General features: G+C 73.1%; 9 protein-coding genes. 8 read left to right on the forward strand and 1 reads right to left on the reverse strand.

Annotated elements, in window-relative coordinates; all coding sequences use genetic code 11:
* Positions 1 to 102: 102 nt before the first annotated feature.
* Positions 103 to 1,344, reverse strand: coding sequence for a L,D-transpeptidase (locus Saso_RS34115; protein WP_189926817.1), 1,242 nt, complete (start codon positions 1,342 to 1,344; stop codon positions 103 to 105).
* A gap of 153 nt (positions 1,345 to 1,497) precedes the next feature.
* Here Saso_RS34115 and glgX point away from each other — a divergent pair, with 153 nt between their 5' ends.
* The 8 genes from glgX (at position 1,498) to Saso_RS34155 (ending at position 16,310) form a co-directional block, all read left to right on the forward strand.
* Complete coding sequence (gene glgX, locus Saso_RS34120; protein ID WP_189926819.1) at positions 1,498 to 3,729, forward strand: glycogen debranching protein GlgX; 2,232 nt, start codon at positions 1,498 to 1,500, stop codon at positions 3,727 to 3,729.
* 208 nt (positions 3,730 to 3,937) lie between these two features.
* Positions 3,938 to 5,803, forward strand: a complete 1,866-nt coding sequence (locus Saso_RS34125) for an ABC transporter ATP-binding protein (protein ID WP_189926821.1) — start codon at positions 3,938 to 3,940, stop codon at positions 5,801 to 5,803.
* Complete coding sequence (locus tag Saso_RS34130) at positions 5,800 to 7,665, forward strand: ABC transporter ATP-binding protein (RefSeq protein WP_189926823.1); 1,866 nt, start codon at positions 5,800 to 5,802, stop codon at positions 7,663 to 7,665. Before Saso_RS34125 ends, Saso_RS34130 begins: the two co-directional genes overlap by 4 nt.
* Before the next feature lie 54 nt (positions 7,666 to 7,719).
* Positions 7,720 to 9,528 carry an ABC transporter ATP-binding protein gene (locus Saso_RS34135; RefSeq protein WP_189926825.1) on the forward strand — a complete coding sequence of 603 codons (1,809 nt, stop codon included), beginning with the start codon at positions 7,720 to 7,722 and terminating at the stop codon, positions 9,526 to 9,528.
* The gene (locus Saso_RS34140) at positions 9,525 to 11,390 is read left to right on the forward strand and encodes an ABC transporter ATP-binding protein (RefSeq protein WP_229901480.1); all 1,866 of its coding nucleotides are present in this window, start codon (positions 9,525 to 9,527) and stop codon (positions 11,388 to 11,390) included. The genes Saso_RS34135 and Saso_RS34140 overlap by 4 nt, the downstream gene beginning before the upstream one ends.
* 301 nt (positions 11,391 to 11,691) lie before the next feature.
* Positions 11,692 to 13,737 carry a M4 family metallopeptidase gene (locus Saso_RS34145; protein ID WP_372442528.1) on the forward strand — a complete coding sequence of 682 codons (2,046 nt, stop codon included), beginning with the start codon at positions 11,692 to 11,694 and terminating at the stop codon, positions 13,735 to 13,737.
* 318 nt (positions 13,738 to 14,055) lie between these two features.
* Positions 14,056 to 15,720: a M4 family metallopeptidase gene (locus Saso_RS34150; RefSeq protein ID WP_189926829.1), complete on the forward strand. Its 1,665-nt coding sequence runs from the start codon at positions 14,056 to 14,058 to the stop codon at positions 15,718 to 15,720.
* Positions 15,721 to 15,791: 71 nt separating this feature from the next.
* Positions 15,792 to 16,310, forward strand: a complete 519-nt coding sequence (locus Saso_RS34155; protein ID WP_189926830.1) for a DUF1990 domain-containing protein — start codon at positions 15,792 to 15,794, stop codon at positions 16,308 to 16,310.
* The last annotated feature ends 494 nt before the right edge of the window (positions 16,311 to 16,804 follow it).

Here is a 16,804-nt window from a genome sequence, read left to right on the forward strand (position 1 = left end):
ATATTAACCACATGGTCAACGGCCCGGACGGGACAGGATTGTCACCGTTCAGTCCCAACTTGGACCATGGGAACGCGGGGAAGGTTGCCCTCGGGGACGAGGTCATTCCAGGGCGCCGGCGTTCCACTCCCTCCAGCTCAGGTTCCAGCCGCCGAGCCCGTTGTCCGGCGCGACCCGCTTGTCCCTGCTGTGGACGACCTCGATGACGTCCCCGACGAGCGAGCGGTCGAAGAACCAGCCCGCGGGCGTGTCCGCCGCGCCGCCCTTGACGTCCCGCAGGCCCACGCAGCCGTGGCTCACGTTGGCCTTGCCGAAGACGTCGTCGGCCCAGTAGTTGCCGTGCAGGAAGGTGCCGGAGGCCGTCAGGCGCATGGCGTGCGGCACGTCCGGGATGTCGTACTCCCCCTTGCCGTCGGCCTTCTTGAAGCCGACCGTGGCGCCGTTCATCCGGGTCAGCTCGAGCATCTCCGTGACCACCATCTTCCCGTTGTAGGTGGTGTTCTTCGGCGAGCCCGCGGTGATCGGCACGGTGGCCAGCAGATCACCGTCGCGGCGCACCTGCATGGTGTGCTCCGCCGCGTCCACCAAGGAGACCTGACTGCGCCCCACGGTGAAGGAGAACGACTTGTCCTGGAGCCCGTAGACCCCGGGCGCCCCCTCGACGTCGCGCAGCCCGAGGGCGACGGTGACCCGGGTGCCGGGCGCCCAGTACTCCTCGGGCCGGAAGTCGAGCCGGGTGGAGCCGAACCAGTGGGGCCGCACGTCCACCGCCGGTTCGGCGGTGACCCGGACGGCCCGCTGGACCGCGGCCCGGTTCTCGATCTCGCGGTTGAACTCCAGCGACACGATCATCCCGGTGCCCACGGTGGAGCGGTTCTCCGGCGTCACGTAGCCGATGAAACGCTTTTCGGGGACGTAGGTGGTGAAGGTGGTGTGCCGGGCCGAGCGGTTGCCGTCGCGGTCCAGGGCCACCGCGTCGACGGTGTAGCGGGCGGCGAGCCCGAGCCGGTGGCCGTCCGGCCGCCAGCTCAGGCCGTCCGCGGCGATCCGGCCCGGCACCGGTGTCTCCTGGGCGTCCTGCGACCTGACGACCTTCACCGACTCCAGCCGCCCGCCGGGCACCCGGACCAGCAGAGGGGTCTGCGGCCGCACGCCCTTGGCGCCGTCCTGCGGGGTGACCCGGATGACGTCCTCGGGGGCCGGGGGTTTGCCGAGCACCCGGTCGAGTCCGCTCCGGCTGTCCGCGCCGGTGCAACCGGCCGCCCCGGCGAGTAGTCCTGCCCATGTCAGTACGGCGGCCAGTGCGACCCCCGCGCGCCCTGCGCGCCCATGTACGTGCCTCACACTGTGCCCAACGAGCGGGCATGCTCCGGGGAAACGTGAGTGCGAGGGCCGCTCTGGGCAGAAATGGGGGGAGGACGACCTGACGAGGAGCCGCGGCCGGGACACCGCGCGCTCTTTTCCCCCGTCGTCCCACGAGCCGCGGGAGGCTGAACGGTGTCCAGCGCAGCCGAGCAGGAGGCGGTGGCCGAGCGCGCCACGCCGGACACCGTCGTGAACGGTGCGTCGCGCAAGGTGCCGGGTCCACCCGTGTGGCCCGGCGCGTCCACACCCCTGGGCGCCCGGTTCCGGGTCGGCCCGGACGGCGTCGCGGGCACCAACTTCGCGCTGTGGGCGGGCGGGGCGGAGGCGGTCGACCTGTGCCTGTTCGACGAGAGCGGCCGGGAGACCCGCGCCCGGCTCACCGAGCTCACGCACGAGATCTGGCACGGCTTCGTGCCGGGCGTCATGCCGGGCCAGCGCTACGGCTACCGGGTGCACGGCCGCTGGGACCCGTGGACCGGCGGCCGCTGGAACCCGGCGAAGCTGCTCCTGGACCCCTACGCGCGCGCCGTGGACGGCGACTTCCGGCTGCCGCCGGAGGTCTACGGGCACGTCCGCGACTGGCCCCAGCAACAGGTCGCCGACACCGTGCGCGACGAACGGGACTCCGCGCCGCACGTCCCCAAGGGCGTCGTCGTGCACGACGACGACGACTGGGCCGACGACCGCCGCCCCAAGACCCCCTGGGCGGACTCCGTGATCTACGAGCTGCACGTGCGGGGCTTCACCCGGCTGCACCCGGAGATCCCGCCCGAGCTGCGCGGCACGTACGCCGGGCTGGCGCACCCGGCGGCCGTGGCGCACCTGACGGAGCTGGGCGTCACGGCGGTGGAGCTGCTGCCGGTCCACCAGTTCGCGCACGAGGACCACCTGCTGCGCCGCGGCCTGCGGAACTACTGGGGCTACAACTCGATCGGCTACTTCGCCCCGCACGCCGGGTACGCCGCCGCCGGCACCACCGGCCAGCAGGTCGGCGAGTTCAAGCGGATGGTCCGCGCCCTGCACGCGGCCGGCATCGAGGTGATCCTCGACGTCGTCTACAACCACACGGCGGAGGCCGGCGAGCTGGGGCCGACGCTGTCCCTCAAGGGCATCGACAACCGCGGCTACTACCGCCTCCAGTCCGACGCCCGGCGCTACGCCGACTACACGGGCTGCGGGAACACCCTGCACGTGGTCCAGCCGCACGTGCTGAGGCTGATCACCGACTCGCTGCGCTACTGGGTCACGGAGATGGGTGTCGACGGCTTCCGCTTCGACCTGGCGGCGGCGCTGGCCCGCTCCATGCACGACGTCGACATGCTGTCCCCGTTCCTGGCGGTGATCGCGCAGGACCCGGTGCTGCGCCGGGTGAAGCTGATCGCGGAGCCCTGGGACGTGGGCTCCGGCGGGTACCAGGTGGGTGCCTTCCCGCCGCTGTGGACCGAGTGGAACGACCGCTACCGCGACACCGTGCGGGACTTCTGGCGCCACGCGCTGCCGGACGTGCGGGAGATGGGCTACCGGCTGTCGGGGTCGAGCGACCTGTACGCGTGGGGCGGGCGCCGGCCGTACGCGTCGGTCAACTTCGTCACCGCGCACGACGGCTTCACCCTGCGCGACCTGGTGTCGTACGACCGCAAGCACAACGAGGCCAACGGCGAGGGCAACCGGGACGGCACCAACGACAACCGCTCCTGGAACGGCGGGTCCGAGGGCGACACCTCCGACGAGGGGGTACGGGCGCTGCGGCGCCGGCAGCTGCGCAACCTGCTGACGACGCTGCTGCTGTCCACGGGCGTGCCGATGCTGGTCGCGGGCGACGAACTGGGGCGCACGCAGCGCGGCAACAACAACGCCTACTGCCAGGACAACGAGATCAGCTGGGTGGACTGGGGGCTGCTGGAGGAGCCGGGGTGGCGGGCGCTGTTCGACCTCACGTCCCGGCTGATCGCGCTGCGCCACCGCCATCCGGTGCTGCGCCGCCGCGCGTTCTTCTCCGGACGGGCGCACTCGGCGGACGGGCTGCGCGACCTCGCCTGGTTCACCGAGCGGGGCACGGAGATGACCGAGGGGGACTGGTACGCGCCGGCGGCGACCCTCGGGATGTACCTGTCCGGGCGGGACATCCCCGGCCGGGACGAACGGGGCGTCCCGATCACCGACGACAGCTTCCTCGCCGTGCTGCACGCCGGGGAGCAGCCGGTGAGCTTCGTGCTGCCCGGGCCGCCGTGGGCGGAGCGCTACGAGGTGGTCGTCGACACGTCGAGGGAGGACCAGGGGGCGGCGCCGGGGGTGACGCATCCGGCGGGGGTGCCGGTGACCGTGCCGGGGCGGGCGGTCCTGTTGCTGCGGGTGCTCGGCTGACACGACGCCCCAGGTGACGACTCCCCCGGTGATACGGCTCTCCGGGTGACACGACGACCGGACGGCGGGGCGCCCCGGACGGTACGGCGCCTCGGTCGACGCGTGTCCCGCGACCGGCCGGACCCGCAGGTCGTAGGACCGATGGCCGAGCCCGACGGGACCAAAACCCGTTGGGCGTTGTCAGTGCCGGTCCGTAGGCTCGCGGGTGATGCCCAGGACACCTGCAACCCCCGCCGACCGTTCAGCCGTCCGCTCGCTGCTGCGTCTGTGGCCGTACGTGCGTCCGGTGCGCCTGCGGCTGTCCACGGCCGCCTTCGTCGCCGTCCTCGCGTCCTGTACGGGGCTGGTCATCCCGCTCGTCCTGAAGTGGATGGTGGACGGGCCGGTCGCCGACCGGGACACCGCCGGCGTGTGGCTCGGAGCGCTCTGGCTGCTGCTGCTCGGCTTCGCGGAGGCGCTGCTGTTCGGCATGCGGCGCTGGCTGGTGGCGCGTCCGCTGTCGCACGTCGAGGCGGAGATGCGGGCGGATCTGTACGGGCGGCTCCAGCGGCTGCCGGTGGCCTTCCACGACCGCTGGCCCTCGGGGCAGCTGCTGTCCCGGGCGACGGCCGATCTCGGGCTGCTGCGCATGTTCCTCGCGTTTCCCCTGACGTTCCTGCTGGTCAACTCGGTGACGATCGTCCTCGGCGTCGCCGTCATGCTGGTCCAGGACTGGCGGCTGGGGCTGGTCGTCCTCGGCCCGGCCGTCCCCGTCGTGGTGATGTGCGTGCTCTTCGAGCGCCGCTACGCGCACGTGGCGCGGCGTGCCCAGGACCAGGTCGGCGATCTGACGACGGTGGTCGAGGAGAGCGTCCTCGGGATCCGGATCATCAAAGGCTTCGGCCGGCACCGCACCCAGGCGCGGGCCTTCCGGGAGCTGTCGCGGAGCCTGCGCGGCACGGAGCTGCGCAAGGCCCGGCTGCTGGCCACCATCTGGGCCGTCATCGTGACGCTCCCCGAGCTGGCCATCGGCGCCGCGCTGGTGCTCGGCGTCGTCCGGGTCGCGGACGGCGAGCTGTCCGCGGGCACCCTGGTCGCCTTCCTGTCCACCGCGCTGGCGCTGCGCTGGCCGGTGGACTCGATCGGGTTCCTGCTGGCGATGAGCCAGGAGGCGGCCACGGCGACGGAGCGGTACTTCGAGGTGATGGACGAGGAGCCGGAGGAACCCGGCACACCCTCGGGCCGCACCGCGGACACGGGCGGCGCCGAGCGCCCCGCCGAAGACGCGCCCTCCGGCGGCGCCGGGCCGCCCGTGCCGTCCGGCGGAGGTCTGCGGTTCCACGGCGTCACCTTCCGCTATCCCGACGCCTCCCCCGACTCCCCGCCCACCCTCGACGGCGTCGACCTGCACATCCGCTCCGGCGAGTCGATGGCGCTGGTCGGGGCGACCGGCAGCGGGAAGACCACCCTCACGGCCCTGGTCCCCCGGCTGCACGAGGTGACCGCCGGCCGCATCACCCTCGACGGCGAGGACATCACCGCCCTGTCCCGCGCGCAGCTGCGCGCCCGCGTCGCCGTCGCCTTCGAGGAGCCCACCCTCTTCTCGGCGACCGTCGGCGAGAACGTCCTGATGGGCGCCGACGACGACGCGGGCCCCGTCGAGCTGGAGCGGGCGCTGGACGTGGCGCAGGCCCGGTTCGTGCACGACCTGCCGCAGGGCGTCGAAACCCAGGTCGGCGAGCAGGGGCTCAGTCTCTCCGGCGGTCAGCGCCAGCGCCTCGCGCTGGCCAGAGCCGTCGTCGGGCGGCCCGGCTTCCTCGTCCTGGACGACCCGCTCTCGGCGCTGGACGTGCACACCGAGGCCGCCGTGGAGGCCGCGCTGCGCCAGGTCCTCAGCGGCACCACGGCGCTGATCGTGGCGCACCGCCCGTCCACCGTGCTGCTCGCGGACCGGGTCGCCCTGCTGTCCGGCGGGCGCGTCACCGCCGTGGGCACCCACCACGAACTGCTGCGCACCAACAGCGAGTACGCCCACCTCATGTCCGGAGAGGAATCCGGCGCCCGGTTCGCGCACCAGGAGGCCGACCGCCGATGACCGCTCCCACCACCGCTTCGGCCTCCGCCGTCGCCGACGACGACGCCGAGGCCGCCCCGCGGACCACCGCCGACGACCCCTTCGACAGGGACGTCCTGCCGGCCCCGCCCGGCGCGACGGGCGCGCTCCTGCGTTCGCTGCTGGCGCCCCTGCGGGCCCGGGTCGCGTTCACCTCGCTCCTGCTGCTGCTCCAGCAGGCGGCCGTGCAGGCGGGTCCGCTGCTGGTGGCGTACGCCATCGACCGGGCGGTGCCGGCGTTCCGCGCCGGCGACGACGGCCCGCTGGTCGCTGTGGGCGTCGGCTACCTGCTGTGCGCGCTGGCCTCCGGCGGACTCCAGTACGCGTTCCTGATCGCCTCCGCCCGCGTCAACCAGGACGTGCTCCTGGACCTGCGCGGCCGGATCTTCCGGCACGCGCAGGCGCTGAGTCTCGACTTCCACGAGCGCTACACCTCGGGCCGGCTGATCTCCCGCTCGACCAGTGACGTGGAGGCGCTGCGCGAGCTCCTCGAGGAGGGTCTCCAGGAGCTCGTGACGGTCGTGCTGTCCTTCCTGTCCATCTCCGCGATGCTGCTCTGGCTGGACCTCGGGCTGGGCGCGGTCGCGGTGGCCTCCTTCGGCCCGCTGTACCTCCTCGTCCGGCTCTACCAGCGGCGGGCCGGCCGGGTCTACGCCGCCCGCTCCACGGCGATCGCGGCCGTGATCGTGAAGTTCGTCGAGACGATGAACGGCATCCGGCCGGTGCGGGCCTTCCGCCGCGAGGCCGTCAACGACGAAGGCTTCCGCGTCCTGAACCGGCGGCACGAGCGCAGGAACGGCGACGCCCTGCTGGAGATGGCCCGTTACGTCGTCGGATCGCGGCTGGTCGCCAACAGCGCGGTCGCGGTGATCGTCCTGTGGGGCGCGATGCGGGTCGCGGACGGCTCGCTGGAGCTGGGAGTGCTGGCCGCGTCCGTGCTCTACCTGCGACGGCTGTACGACCCGATCGACCGGCTGGGCATGTTCCTCAACTCCTACCAGTCGGCGGCCGCCTCGCTCCACAAGATCGCGGGGCTGCTCGCGCAGACGCCGTCCGTTCCCGAGCCGGCCGTTGCGCTGCGGCTCCCGCCCCTGGAGACCGAGCTGCCGGGCCGCGAGGTCGTCTTCGACGACGTCTCCTTCAAGTACCGCACGGGCGGCGAGGTCCTGCCCCGTTTCGGCCTCACCCTGCCCGCCGGGCAGACCGTGGCCGTGGTCGGCTCGACCGGCGCGGGCAAGTCCACACTGGCCAAGCTGCTGGCCCGTTTCTACGACCCGTCCGCGGGGCGGGTGCTGCTGGACGGGGTCGATCTGCGCGACCTGGACCTGCCCGAACTGCGGCGCGGGGTGGTCATGGTGACGCAGGAGGCGTTCCTGTTCTCCGGCACGGTCGCCGAGAACATCGCCATCGGGCGGCCGGACGCGGACCGGGCGGAGATCGAGCGGGCGGCCAAGGCGATCGGGGCGCACGAGTTCATCAGCGCGCTGCCCGACGGCTACGACACCGACGTCCGCAAGCGCGGGGGGCGCATCTCGGCCGGCCAGCGCCAACTGGTGGCCTTCGCGCGGGCGTTGCTCGCCGACCCGGCGGTGCTGATCCTCGACGAGGCGACCAGCTCGCTCGACGTCCCGGGCGAGCGGGCCGTGCAGGCGGCGATGACGACGGTGCTGAAGGGCCGCACGGCGGTGGTGATCGCGCACCGGCTGTCGACCGTGGAGATCGCCGACCGGGTCCTGGTCATGGAGCACGGCCGGATCGTCGAGGACGGCAGCCCGGACGCGCTGATCGCCGGCACCGGCCGGTTCGCGGACCTGCACCGGGCCTGGCGGGACAGTCTCGCCTAGCGGCCCGCGGGACGGGGAGGTCACGGGGATCACGGGTGCCGGAAGGACGGGTGGATGATCGACGCGTACGAGGATCCCGGGACGCCCGACCGCCGCGGCGGCTGGGCGTACCTGGCCTGGCTGGTGCGCTGCCAGCCGTGGCGGTCGCTGGCCGGGGCGGCCTTGGCCAGCGTATGGATGGTGCTGCTGGCCGCGGCGCCCTACCTGCTGTCCAGGGCCGTGGACGACGGTCTCGAACCCGGTGACACGGGGGCGCTGGTGGGCTGGACCACGGCGCTGTTCGTGGTGGGCGCGCTCAACGCATGGATCAGCATCATGCGCCACCGCACCATGACCCGGGTGCGCATGGACGCCTACCTCCGCACCACCAAGGTCGTCGTCGGACACACGGTCCGGCTCGGTGCCGCCCTGCCGCGCCAGGTGAGCACCGGGGAGGTCGTCACCATCGGCGTGAGCGACGTGCACACGATCGCGGGCGCCCTGACGGTGGTGGGGCCGGGCGTCGGCTCGGTCGTCGTCTACGTCTTCGTCGCCGGACTGCTGCTGTCGGTGTCGCCGCTGCTCGCCGCGGTCGTCCTGCTGGGGATGCCGGCGGTCGCGGTGCTGGTCGGGCCGCTGATGTCACGGTTGCAGGGCACGGAGACCGAGTACCGGGAGCGGCAGGGCGTGCTCACCGCGCGGATCGGTGATCTCGCGGCCGGGCTGCGGGTGCTCAACGGGCTCGGCGGCAAGGGGCTGTTCGCGGACTCCTTCGGCCGGGACTCGCGGCGGCTGCGCGAGCAGGGCTACCGGGTCGGCGCGGTCACCAGCTGGATGCAGGCGCTCGGGACGGGCCTGCCGACGCTGTTCCTCGCGGTGGTGACCTGGCTGGCGGCCCGGCTCGCCGCCCAGGGGGACCTGACGGTGGGCCAGCTGGTGTCGGTGTACGGCTATGTCGCCGTCCTGGTCGGGCCGGTGGCGTTCCTCGTGGACATGGGCTACCAGCTCGGCAGGGGGGTGGTGGCGGCCCGGCGCGTGGTGGACCTGCTGCGGCTGGAGCCGGATCCCGACACCGCGCCCGGCACCGTCCCCGGGGGCGCGGACGCGCCGGGCGAACCGGCGGCGCTGCACGATCCCGCCTCGGGTGTGCACGTGGCGCCGGGCCGGCTGACGGCCTTGGTCGGCGCGCGGCACGCGGAGGTGTCCGCCGTCGTGGACCGGCTCGGGCGCTACGGTCCCTCGGACGCCACCTGGGGCGGTGTACGGCTGGACGCCGTGCCGCTGGACCGGGTCAGGGCCGCGATCCTGGTCGCCGACCCCGAGGCCGACCTGTTCGCCGGATCCCTGCGCGAGGTGGTGGGCGGACGGCGCGAGCCCTCCCCGGCCCGGGTGGCGCGGGCGGTCCGGGCGGCGGCCGCCGACGACATCGTGCAGGGGCTGCCGCAGGGGCTCGCCTCGCCCGTGACCGCGCAGGGACGCAGCCTTTCCGGGGGCCAGCGGCAGCGGGTACGGCTGGTGCGGGCGCTGCTCGCCGATCCCGAGGTCCTGCTGGCCGTGGAACCGACGTCGGCGCTCGACGCCCACACGGAGGCGGCGGTCGCAAAGGGGCTGCGCACGGAGCGGGCCGGCCGGACCACGGTCGTGACCACGACCTCCCCGCTGCTGCTGGCCCGGGCGGACACCGTGCACTACCTGGTCGACGGGAAGGTGGCGGCGAGCGGCCGCCACCGGGACCTGCTGGAACGGGAACCGGGCTACCGGACCCTGGTGGCCCGCGACACGGACGACACGGAAGCCCACGACGCGGAGACGGACGCGGACGCCGGGGCGGGTACGGACGCCGGGGCGGGTGCGGGCGTGGACACGGGGGAGGCCGTGCGATGACGGTGGCCGACGGGACCGCGGGACGGCTGCCGGTCGCCGGGCCCGCCGAGGTGCGCCGGGCGGCGGCCCGGCTGCTGCGCGCCGACCGGCGCGCGTTCGCCGGCGTCCTCGCCCTGAACGTGCTCGCCGCCGGGGCCGGGCTGGCCGGCCCGTGGCTGCTGGGACGGATCATCGACGAGGTGCGGGCCGGGCACGGCACCGCGTCCGTGGACCGGCTCGCGGCGGCCATCACGGTGTGCGCGGTCGCCCAGCTGCTGCTGACCCGCTGGGCGCGGTACGCGGGGCACCGCTTCGGCGAGCGGACGCTGGCCCGGGTGCGTGAGGAGTTCGTCGGGCGGGCGCTGGCGCTGCCCGCGTCCGTGGTGGAGCGGGCCGGCACCGGCGATCTGACCACGCGCGGCACGGCCGATGTGGCCGCCGTGGGCACGACCCTGCGCGACGCCGGGCCCGAGCTGCTGGTCTGCACGGTCCAGGCGCTGGTCACGCTCGGCGCGGTGTTCCTGATCGACCCGCTGCTCGGAGCGATCGGGGTGCTGGGGCTGACCCCGATCTGGTTCGCGTTGCGCTGGTACCTGCGGCGGGCCCGGGCCGCCTATCTCGCGGAGGGCGCGGCCACCTCGGAGGTCGCGGAGATCGTCGCCGCCACGGCGTCCGGGGCCCGGACGGTCGAGGCGTTCCGGCTGCGGGAACGGCGGACGGCGGCGAGCCGGGACGCGCTGGAGACCTCGCGCCGCACCCGCTTGCGCACCCTGGGCCTGCGCTCGGTGTTCTTCCCGGTGATCGAGGTGTCGTACTCACTGCCGGTGGCGGGCGTGCTGCTGCTGGGCGGCGTGCTGCACGCGCGCGGTGCGATGAGTCTGGGGGCGGTGGTGGCGGCCGCGCTGTACCTGCGTCAGTTCACCGAACCGCTCGACCAGATCCTGCTGCGCGTCGAGCAGCTCCAGAGCAGCGGCGCCTCGTTCGCCCGGGTGGAGGGGCTGGCCCGCGCGCCGCGCACCGGGCCTGCCGGCGGGGCGCCCGTCCCGGCGGACGACCGGATCGACGTGACCGGCGTGCGGTACGCGTACGAGCACGGCGGCGAGGTGCTGCGCGGAGTCGATCTGACGGTGCGGCCCGGGGAACGGCTCGCCGTCGTCGGTCCGTCGGGCGCGGGCAAGACCACGCTGAGCAGGCTGCTGGCCGGCGTGGACGCGCCGGGCACGGGCACGGTGACGGTGGGCGGGGTGCCGGTCGCGGATCTGGCGCCGGAGACGCTGCGCCGGCAGGTCGTGCTGGTCACCCAGGAACACCATGTCTTCCTCGGCACGGTCCGTGAGAACCTGCTGATCGCCGAACCGGCTGCCGACGACGCGCGGTTGTGGGCGGCGCTGGCCTCGGTCGGCGCCGCGGGCTGGGTCGGGGAGCTGCCCGGCGGCCTGGACACCGTGCTCGGTACGGGTGAACGCCGCACCGACGGATCCCAGGCGCAGCAACTCGCCCTGGCCCGGGTGGTGCTGGCCGACCCGCACACGCTGATCCTGGACGAGGCGACGGCCCTGCTGGACCCGACGACGGCCCGGCACACCGAACGCGCGCTGGCCGCCGTGCTCCGGGGCCGGACGGTCATCGCCATCGCCCACCGTCTGCACACCGCGCACGACGCGGACCGGGTCGCCGTCATGGAGGACGGCCGGCTCACCGAACTCGGCACCCATGACGCGCTGGTGGCGTCCGGCGGGCGGTACGCGGCGCTGTGGCGGACGTGGCACGGGGAAAGGGACGGGGCGGGAACCGGGGCCGCGGCAGAGGCCGGGGCTGGAAAAGGGGACGGCGCAGAGGGCGGCGACGACGCCGGGCGGAGCCGGAGCGAGAGCCCGGCCTGAGGTCCTGCCGGGGTCCGTCCCGGGCGGGAGCGGCCCGGAAACCACGGGTCCGCATATCGAACATGAATTCCCGGACAACGAACCGTTTCCGGCCAACTTTCTGACGCGCTCCTGACAGACAGCGCAATCCACTGCCACTCTTCCCACTGCTGGTTCACAGCAACCCCACAGCTACGCCCGCTCCATGCGCACGCTCCACGTTCCGCCTTTGTTCTGCGTACCGCCTCTGTCGTGCCCGCACGGCTCACCCGCCGTCGGGTCTCCCCTGGCCGCGTGACCCGCGGCCGCGCAGAAGGAGTCAGTGTTGAGCAGCAGTCTCTCTCGCAGACGCACCCCCCACACCCCCCGTCGCGCCGCGGCCGTCGCCCTCGTCGGCGTCTGCGCGCTCATCGCCGCCGCCGTACAGTCCGGCGCCGCGGTCGCGGCCCCGGAGGGCACGCCGCAGGCGGGCCGGGCGAACCCGGGCGCCGAGTCCGTGCGCCTCACCCCCGCCCAGCGCGCCGCGCTGATCCACGAGGCGGACGCCGGCAAGGCGGCCACCGCCAAGCAGCTGGGCCTGGGCGCCAAGGAGGCGCTCGTCGTCCGTGACGTCGTCAAGGACGCGGACGGCACCCTGCACACCCGCTACGAGCGCACCTACGGCGGACTGCCGGTCCTCGGCGGCGACCTCGTCGTCCAGACCGCCGCGTCCGGCGCCACCGAGGACGTCACCAAGGCCACCCGGGCCGCCATCAAGGTCGCCTCGCTCTCGCCGGCCCTCAGCGCGGCCAAGGCGCAGAAGCAGGCGCTGAGCCTCGCCACGGCGGCCGGCGCCGAGAGCCCGGCCCTCAACCGGGCGCCGCGCACGGTGATCTGGGCGGCGAACGGCACCCCGGTCCTGGCGTACGAGACGGTCGTCGGGGGCCTCCAGGAGGACGGCACCCCCAACGAGCTGCACGTCGTCACCGACGCGGCCACCGGCAAGAAGCTCTACGAGTACCAGGGCGTCGAGACCGGCATCGGCAACACCATGTACAGCGGCCAGGTCACCCTGGGCACCACGCAGTCGGGTTCGACGTACAACCTGACCGACGCGGCACGCGGCGGACACAAGACGTACAACCTGAACCGGGGCACCTCCGGCACCGGCACCCTCTTCTCGGGCCCGGACGACACCTGGGGCAACGGAGCGGCGTCGAACACGGAGACCGCGGGCGCCGACGCCCACTACGGCGCGGCCCTGACCTGGGACTACTACAAGAACGTGCACGGCCGCTCCGGCATCAGGGGCGACGGGGTCGGCGCGTACTCCCGGGTCCACTACGGCAACAACTACGTCAACGCGTTCTGGCAGGACAGCTGCTTCTGCATGACGTACGGCGACGGCTCGGGCAACACCCACCCGCTCACCGCCATCGACGTGGCCGGCCACGAGATGACGCACGGCGTCACCGCCAACACCGCGGGACTCAACTACAGCGGTGAGTCCGGCGGCCTCAACGAGGCCACCTCGGACATCTTCGGCACCTCCGTCGAGTTCTACGCCCAGAACTCCTCCGACGTCGGCGACTACCTCATCGGCGAGGAGATCGACATCAACGGCGACGGCTCGCCGCTGCGTTACATGGACAAGCCGAGCAAGGACGGCTCGTCGAAGGACAGCTGGTACTCCGGGATCGGGTCGGTGGACGTCCACTACTCGTCCGGCCCGGCGAACCACTTCTTCTACCTGCTGAGCGAGGGCAGCGGCGCGAAGGTCATCAACGGCGTGAGCTACAACTCGCCGACCTCGGACGGCCTTCCGGTCACCGGCATCGGCCGGGACAAGGCGGAGAAGATCTGGTTCCGCGCGCTCAGCACCAAGTTCACCTCGACCACCAACTACGCGGCGGCGCGCACCGGCACCCTCGCGGCGGCGGGCGAGCTGTACGGCACGACCTCCACCGAGTACAAGGCGGTGCAGGACGCGTGGGCCGCTGTCGCGGTCGGCGCCCGGTCCGGCGGGGGCGGCGGCGGAGGCACCTCGTTCGAGAACACGGCCGACGTATCGATTCCGGACAACGGGGCGGCGGTGACCTCCTCGGTCACCGTCTCCGGCCGGACCGGCAACGCGCCCTCGAACCTCGCGGTGGGCGTCGACATCGTGCACACCTACATCGGTGACCTCCAGGTGCAGCTGGTCGCCCCCGACGGCTCGGCGTACACGCTGAAGGCGTACGGCACCGGCGGCAGCACGGACAACATCAACACCACGTACACCGTGAACGCGTCTTCCGAAGTCGCCAACGGTGTATGGAAGTTGCGGGTCCAGGACAACGCGGCCCAGGACACCGGCTACATCAACAGCTTCAAGCTGACCTTCCCGTAGGCCGCGCGCCCGCACGGGCCGCGCACAGACGTCTGCAAGGCAGCGCACAGGGTGCCGTCCCGGAGGTCCCACCCCTCCGGGACGGCACCCGCTTTTTACCGCCGCCATACCCACGCCCTGTTGGCCTTTTACCGAGGTCAAGTCCGTTTACATTCCGGCAATGTTCACTCGGTAGACGGTTTTCGGCCAACATCACTTCGGGGTCCTGACATGTACGCGCCTTGATGCCAGTCTTCGTGTCACCCGCCGCACAACTTCACAGCCGCCACGGCCGGCCGCCCCACGCCGACCGGGCACCCCCACACCCAAGGAGCTTGTGTGACCTCCCTCTACGCGCGTCACAAGCGCACCACTCTGGCCATCGCCACCGCCGTCGCGGCCGGAGCCCTGGTCACCACCGGACTGACCTCCGGTACCGCCGCCGCCCAGACCCCGGCTGAGGCCGGCGGCAAGTCCGCCCCGCTGGCCGCACCGGTCCAGCTGTCGGCCGCCGCCCGCACGACGCTCATCAAGCAGCAGCAGGCCGACGCTCCCGAGACCGCCCGGACCATAGGCCTCGGCACCAAGGAGGCCCTGGTCGTCAAGGACGTCGTCAAGGACGCCGACGGCACGGTCCACACCCGGTACGAGCGCACCTACGGCGGACTGCCGGTCCTCGGCGGCGACCTCGTCGTCCACGAGTCCGCGAGCGGCGCGGCCAAGGGCGTCACCAAGGCCAACCCGGCCACCATCAAGGTGGCCACGCTGACCGCGAAGGTCGCCCCGGCCAAGGCCGAGAAGCAGGCCCTCACCGCCGCCAAGGCCGTGGGCTCCGAGTCCACCTCGGCCGACCAGGCACCCCGCAAGGTGATCTGGGCCGCGGGCGGCACCCCGGTCCTTGCCTTCGAGACGGTCGTCGGCGGTCTCCAGGACGACGGCACCCCGAGCGAGCTGCACGTCATCACCGACGCGGCCACCGGCAAGAAGCTCTACGAGTACCAGGGCATCGAGACCGGCACCGGCAAGAGCCTCTACTCGGGCACGGTCACGCTGGGCACGACGCTGTCGGGCTCGACGTACCAGCTGACCGACGGCACCCGCGGCGGCCACAAGACGTACAACAAGTCGCACACCACGACCTCCTCGGCGGGCACGCTCTTCACCGACGCGGACGACACGTGGGGCACCGGCGCGGCCTCCAGCTCCACCACGGACCAGACGGCCGCCGTCGACGCCGCCTACGGCGCGCAGGTCACCTGGGACTTCTACAAGTCCACCTTCGGCCGCAGCGGCATCAAGAACAACGGCGTCGCCGCCTACTCCCGCGTCCACTACGGCAACGCGTACGTCAACGCGTTCTGGGACGACAGCTGCTTCTGCATGACCTACGGCGACGGCTCGGGCAACACCCACCCGCTGACCTCGCTGGACGTGGCCGGCCACGAGATGAGCCACGGCGTCACCTCGAACACGGCGGGCCTGAACTACAGCGGTGAGTCCGGCGGCCTCAACGAGGCCACCTCCGACATCTTCGGCACGGGCGTGGAGTTCTACGCGGCCAACTCCAACGACGTCGGCGACTACCTCATCGGCGAGAAGATCAACATCAACGGCGACGGCACGCCGCTGCGTTACATGGACAAGCCCAGCAAGGACGGCGGCTCGTCGGACTACTGGTCCTCCACCGTCGGCAACAAGGACGTCCACTACTCGTCCGGCGTCGCGAACCACTTCTTCTACCTCCTCTCGGAGGGCAGCGGCTCCAAGACGATCAACGGCGTCACGTACAACTCGCCGACGTACAGCGGCACCGCGGTCACCGGCATCGGCCGCGCCAAGGCGCTCCAGATCTGGTACAAGGCCCTGACGACCTACTTCACGTCGACGACGAACTACAAGTCGGCGCGGACGGGCACGCTCAGCGCTGCCTCGGCCCTGTACGGCTCCACCAGCACCGAGTACAAGGCCGTCGCGGCGGCCTGGACGGGCGTCAACGTCAGCTGACGCGGACGCAGTGCGCACAGGGCGGCACCCGGGACGTTCTCGTCCCGGGTGCCGCCCTACGCTTGGGCCCCATGTCTTTGCAGGACTTCACCTACGCCGACGTCGGCGCGACCCGCGACCTGCCCGGCCACTGCCCCGAGGGCTTCCGCCCGCTCCACGTCCGCACCCGCCTCGGCGAGGGCCACGAGGTCTTCCGCCGCGCCGCCGAAGCGGTCATGACGTGGGAGATGCACCGCGCGCTGGGGGTCGGCATCGACACCTCGGCGCAGCGGGCGGCCCCCGACGTCGACGTCACGGTCACCGTGGCGGGCCTCATACGGGCCCCCTGCCGGGTGGTCTGGACGGTGGACGAACACCGGCGCGCCGGCTGGGCCTACGGCACCCTGCCCGGCCACCCCGAATGCGGCGAGGAGTCCTTCGTCGTCGACCGCACGGGAGACGGCACGGTGTGGCTGACGGTCTCCGCCTTCAGCCGGGCCGCCAAGTGGTACGCGAAGATGGGCGGCCCGGCCACCAGGGGCCTGCAACAGGCGTACGCCCGGCGGTGCGGGACGGTACTGCGGGGGCTCAGCGGCGGCGAGGAGTCGTAGCCCAAAGCCCTCCCGGGCACGTCGCCACCCGCCCGCCGCCGGGGAGCGGCCCGCGGGCGTCCGGCCTCAACGGGGCGCCGGGGCCACCGTCTTCGCCGGGTCCCCCGGCTTCCACTGCGCCGAGGTCCACTCCGGCGTCGGGGCCGGACGGGCCGGGGCGGGCGGCGGATTCGAGCCACGGTGGGGGTTCTGCGGGACGGAGCCCTTCGCACCCGAACCGCCGTCCGTGGTACCGGACCCGTTCGACCCGGTGGAACCGCCGCCCCCGCCCCCGCCCCCGCCCCCGCCAGCCTCCTTGCGGGGAGCGGGGGTCTTCGACCGCGCAGGCGTCGCGGGCGGGGTCGGTGTCGGTGTCGGTGTCGGGGACACGGCAGCCGTCCGGCCCGGGACCGGGCTCGTCGCGGCGGGACCGCTCGGCGAACCCGCCGGCGCGGACACCGAGGCGGCGGCCGGTGCGCTCGCCCCGTCGGCCGGGTCGGCGCCGCCGCTGGCAC

The sequence above is a fragment of the Streptomyces asoensis genome (genome assembly GCF_016860545.1).
Taxonomy (GTDB): Bacteria; Actinomycetota; Actinomycetes; order Streptomycetales; family Streptomycetaceae; genus Streptomyces; species Streptomyces asoensis.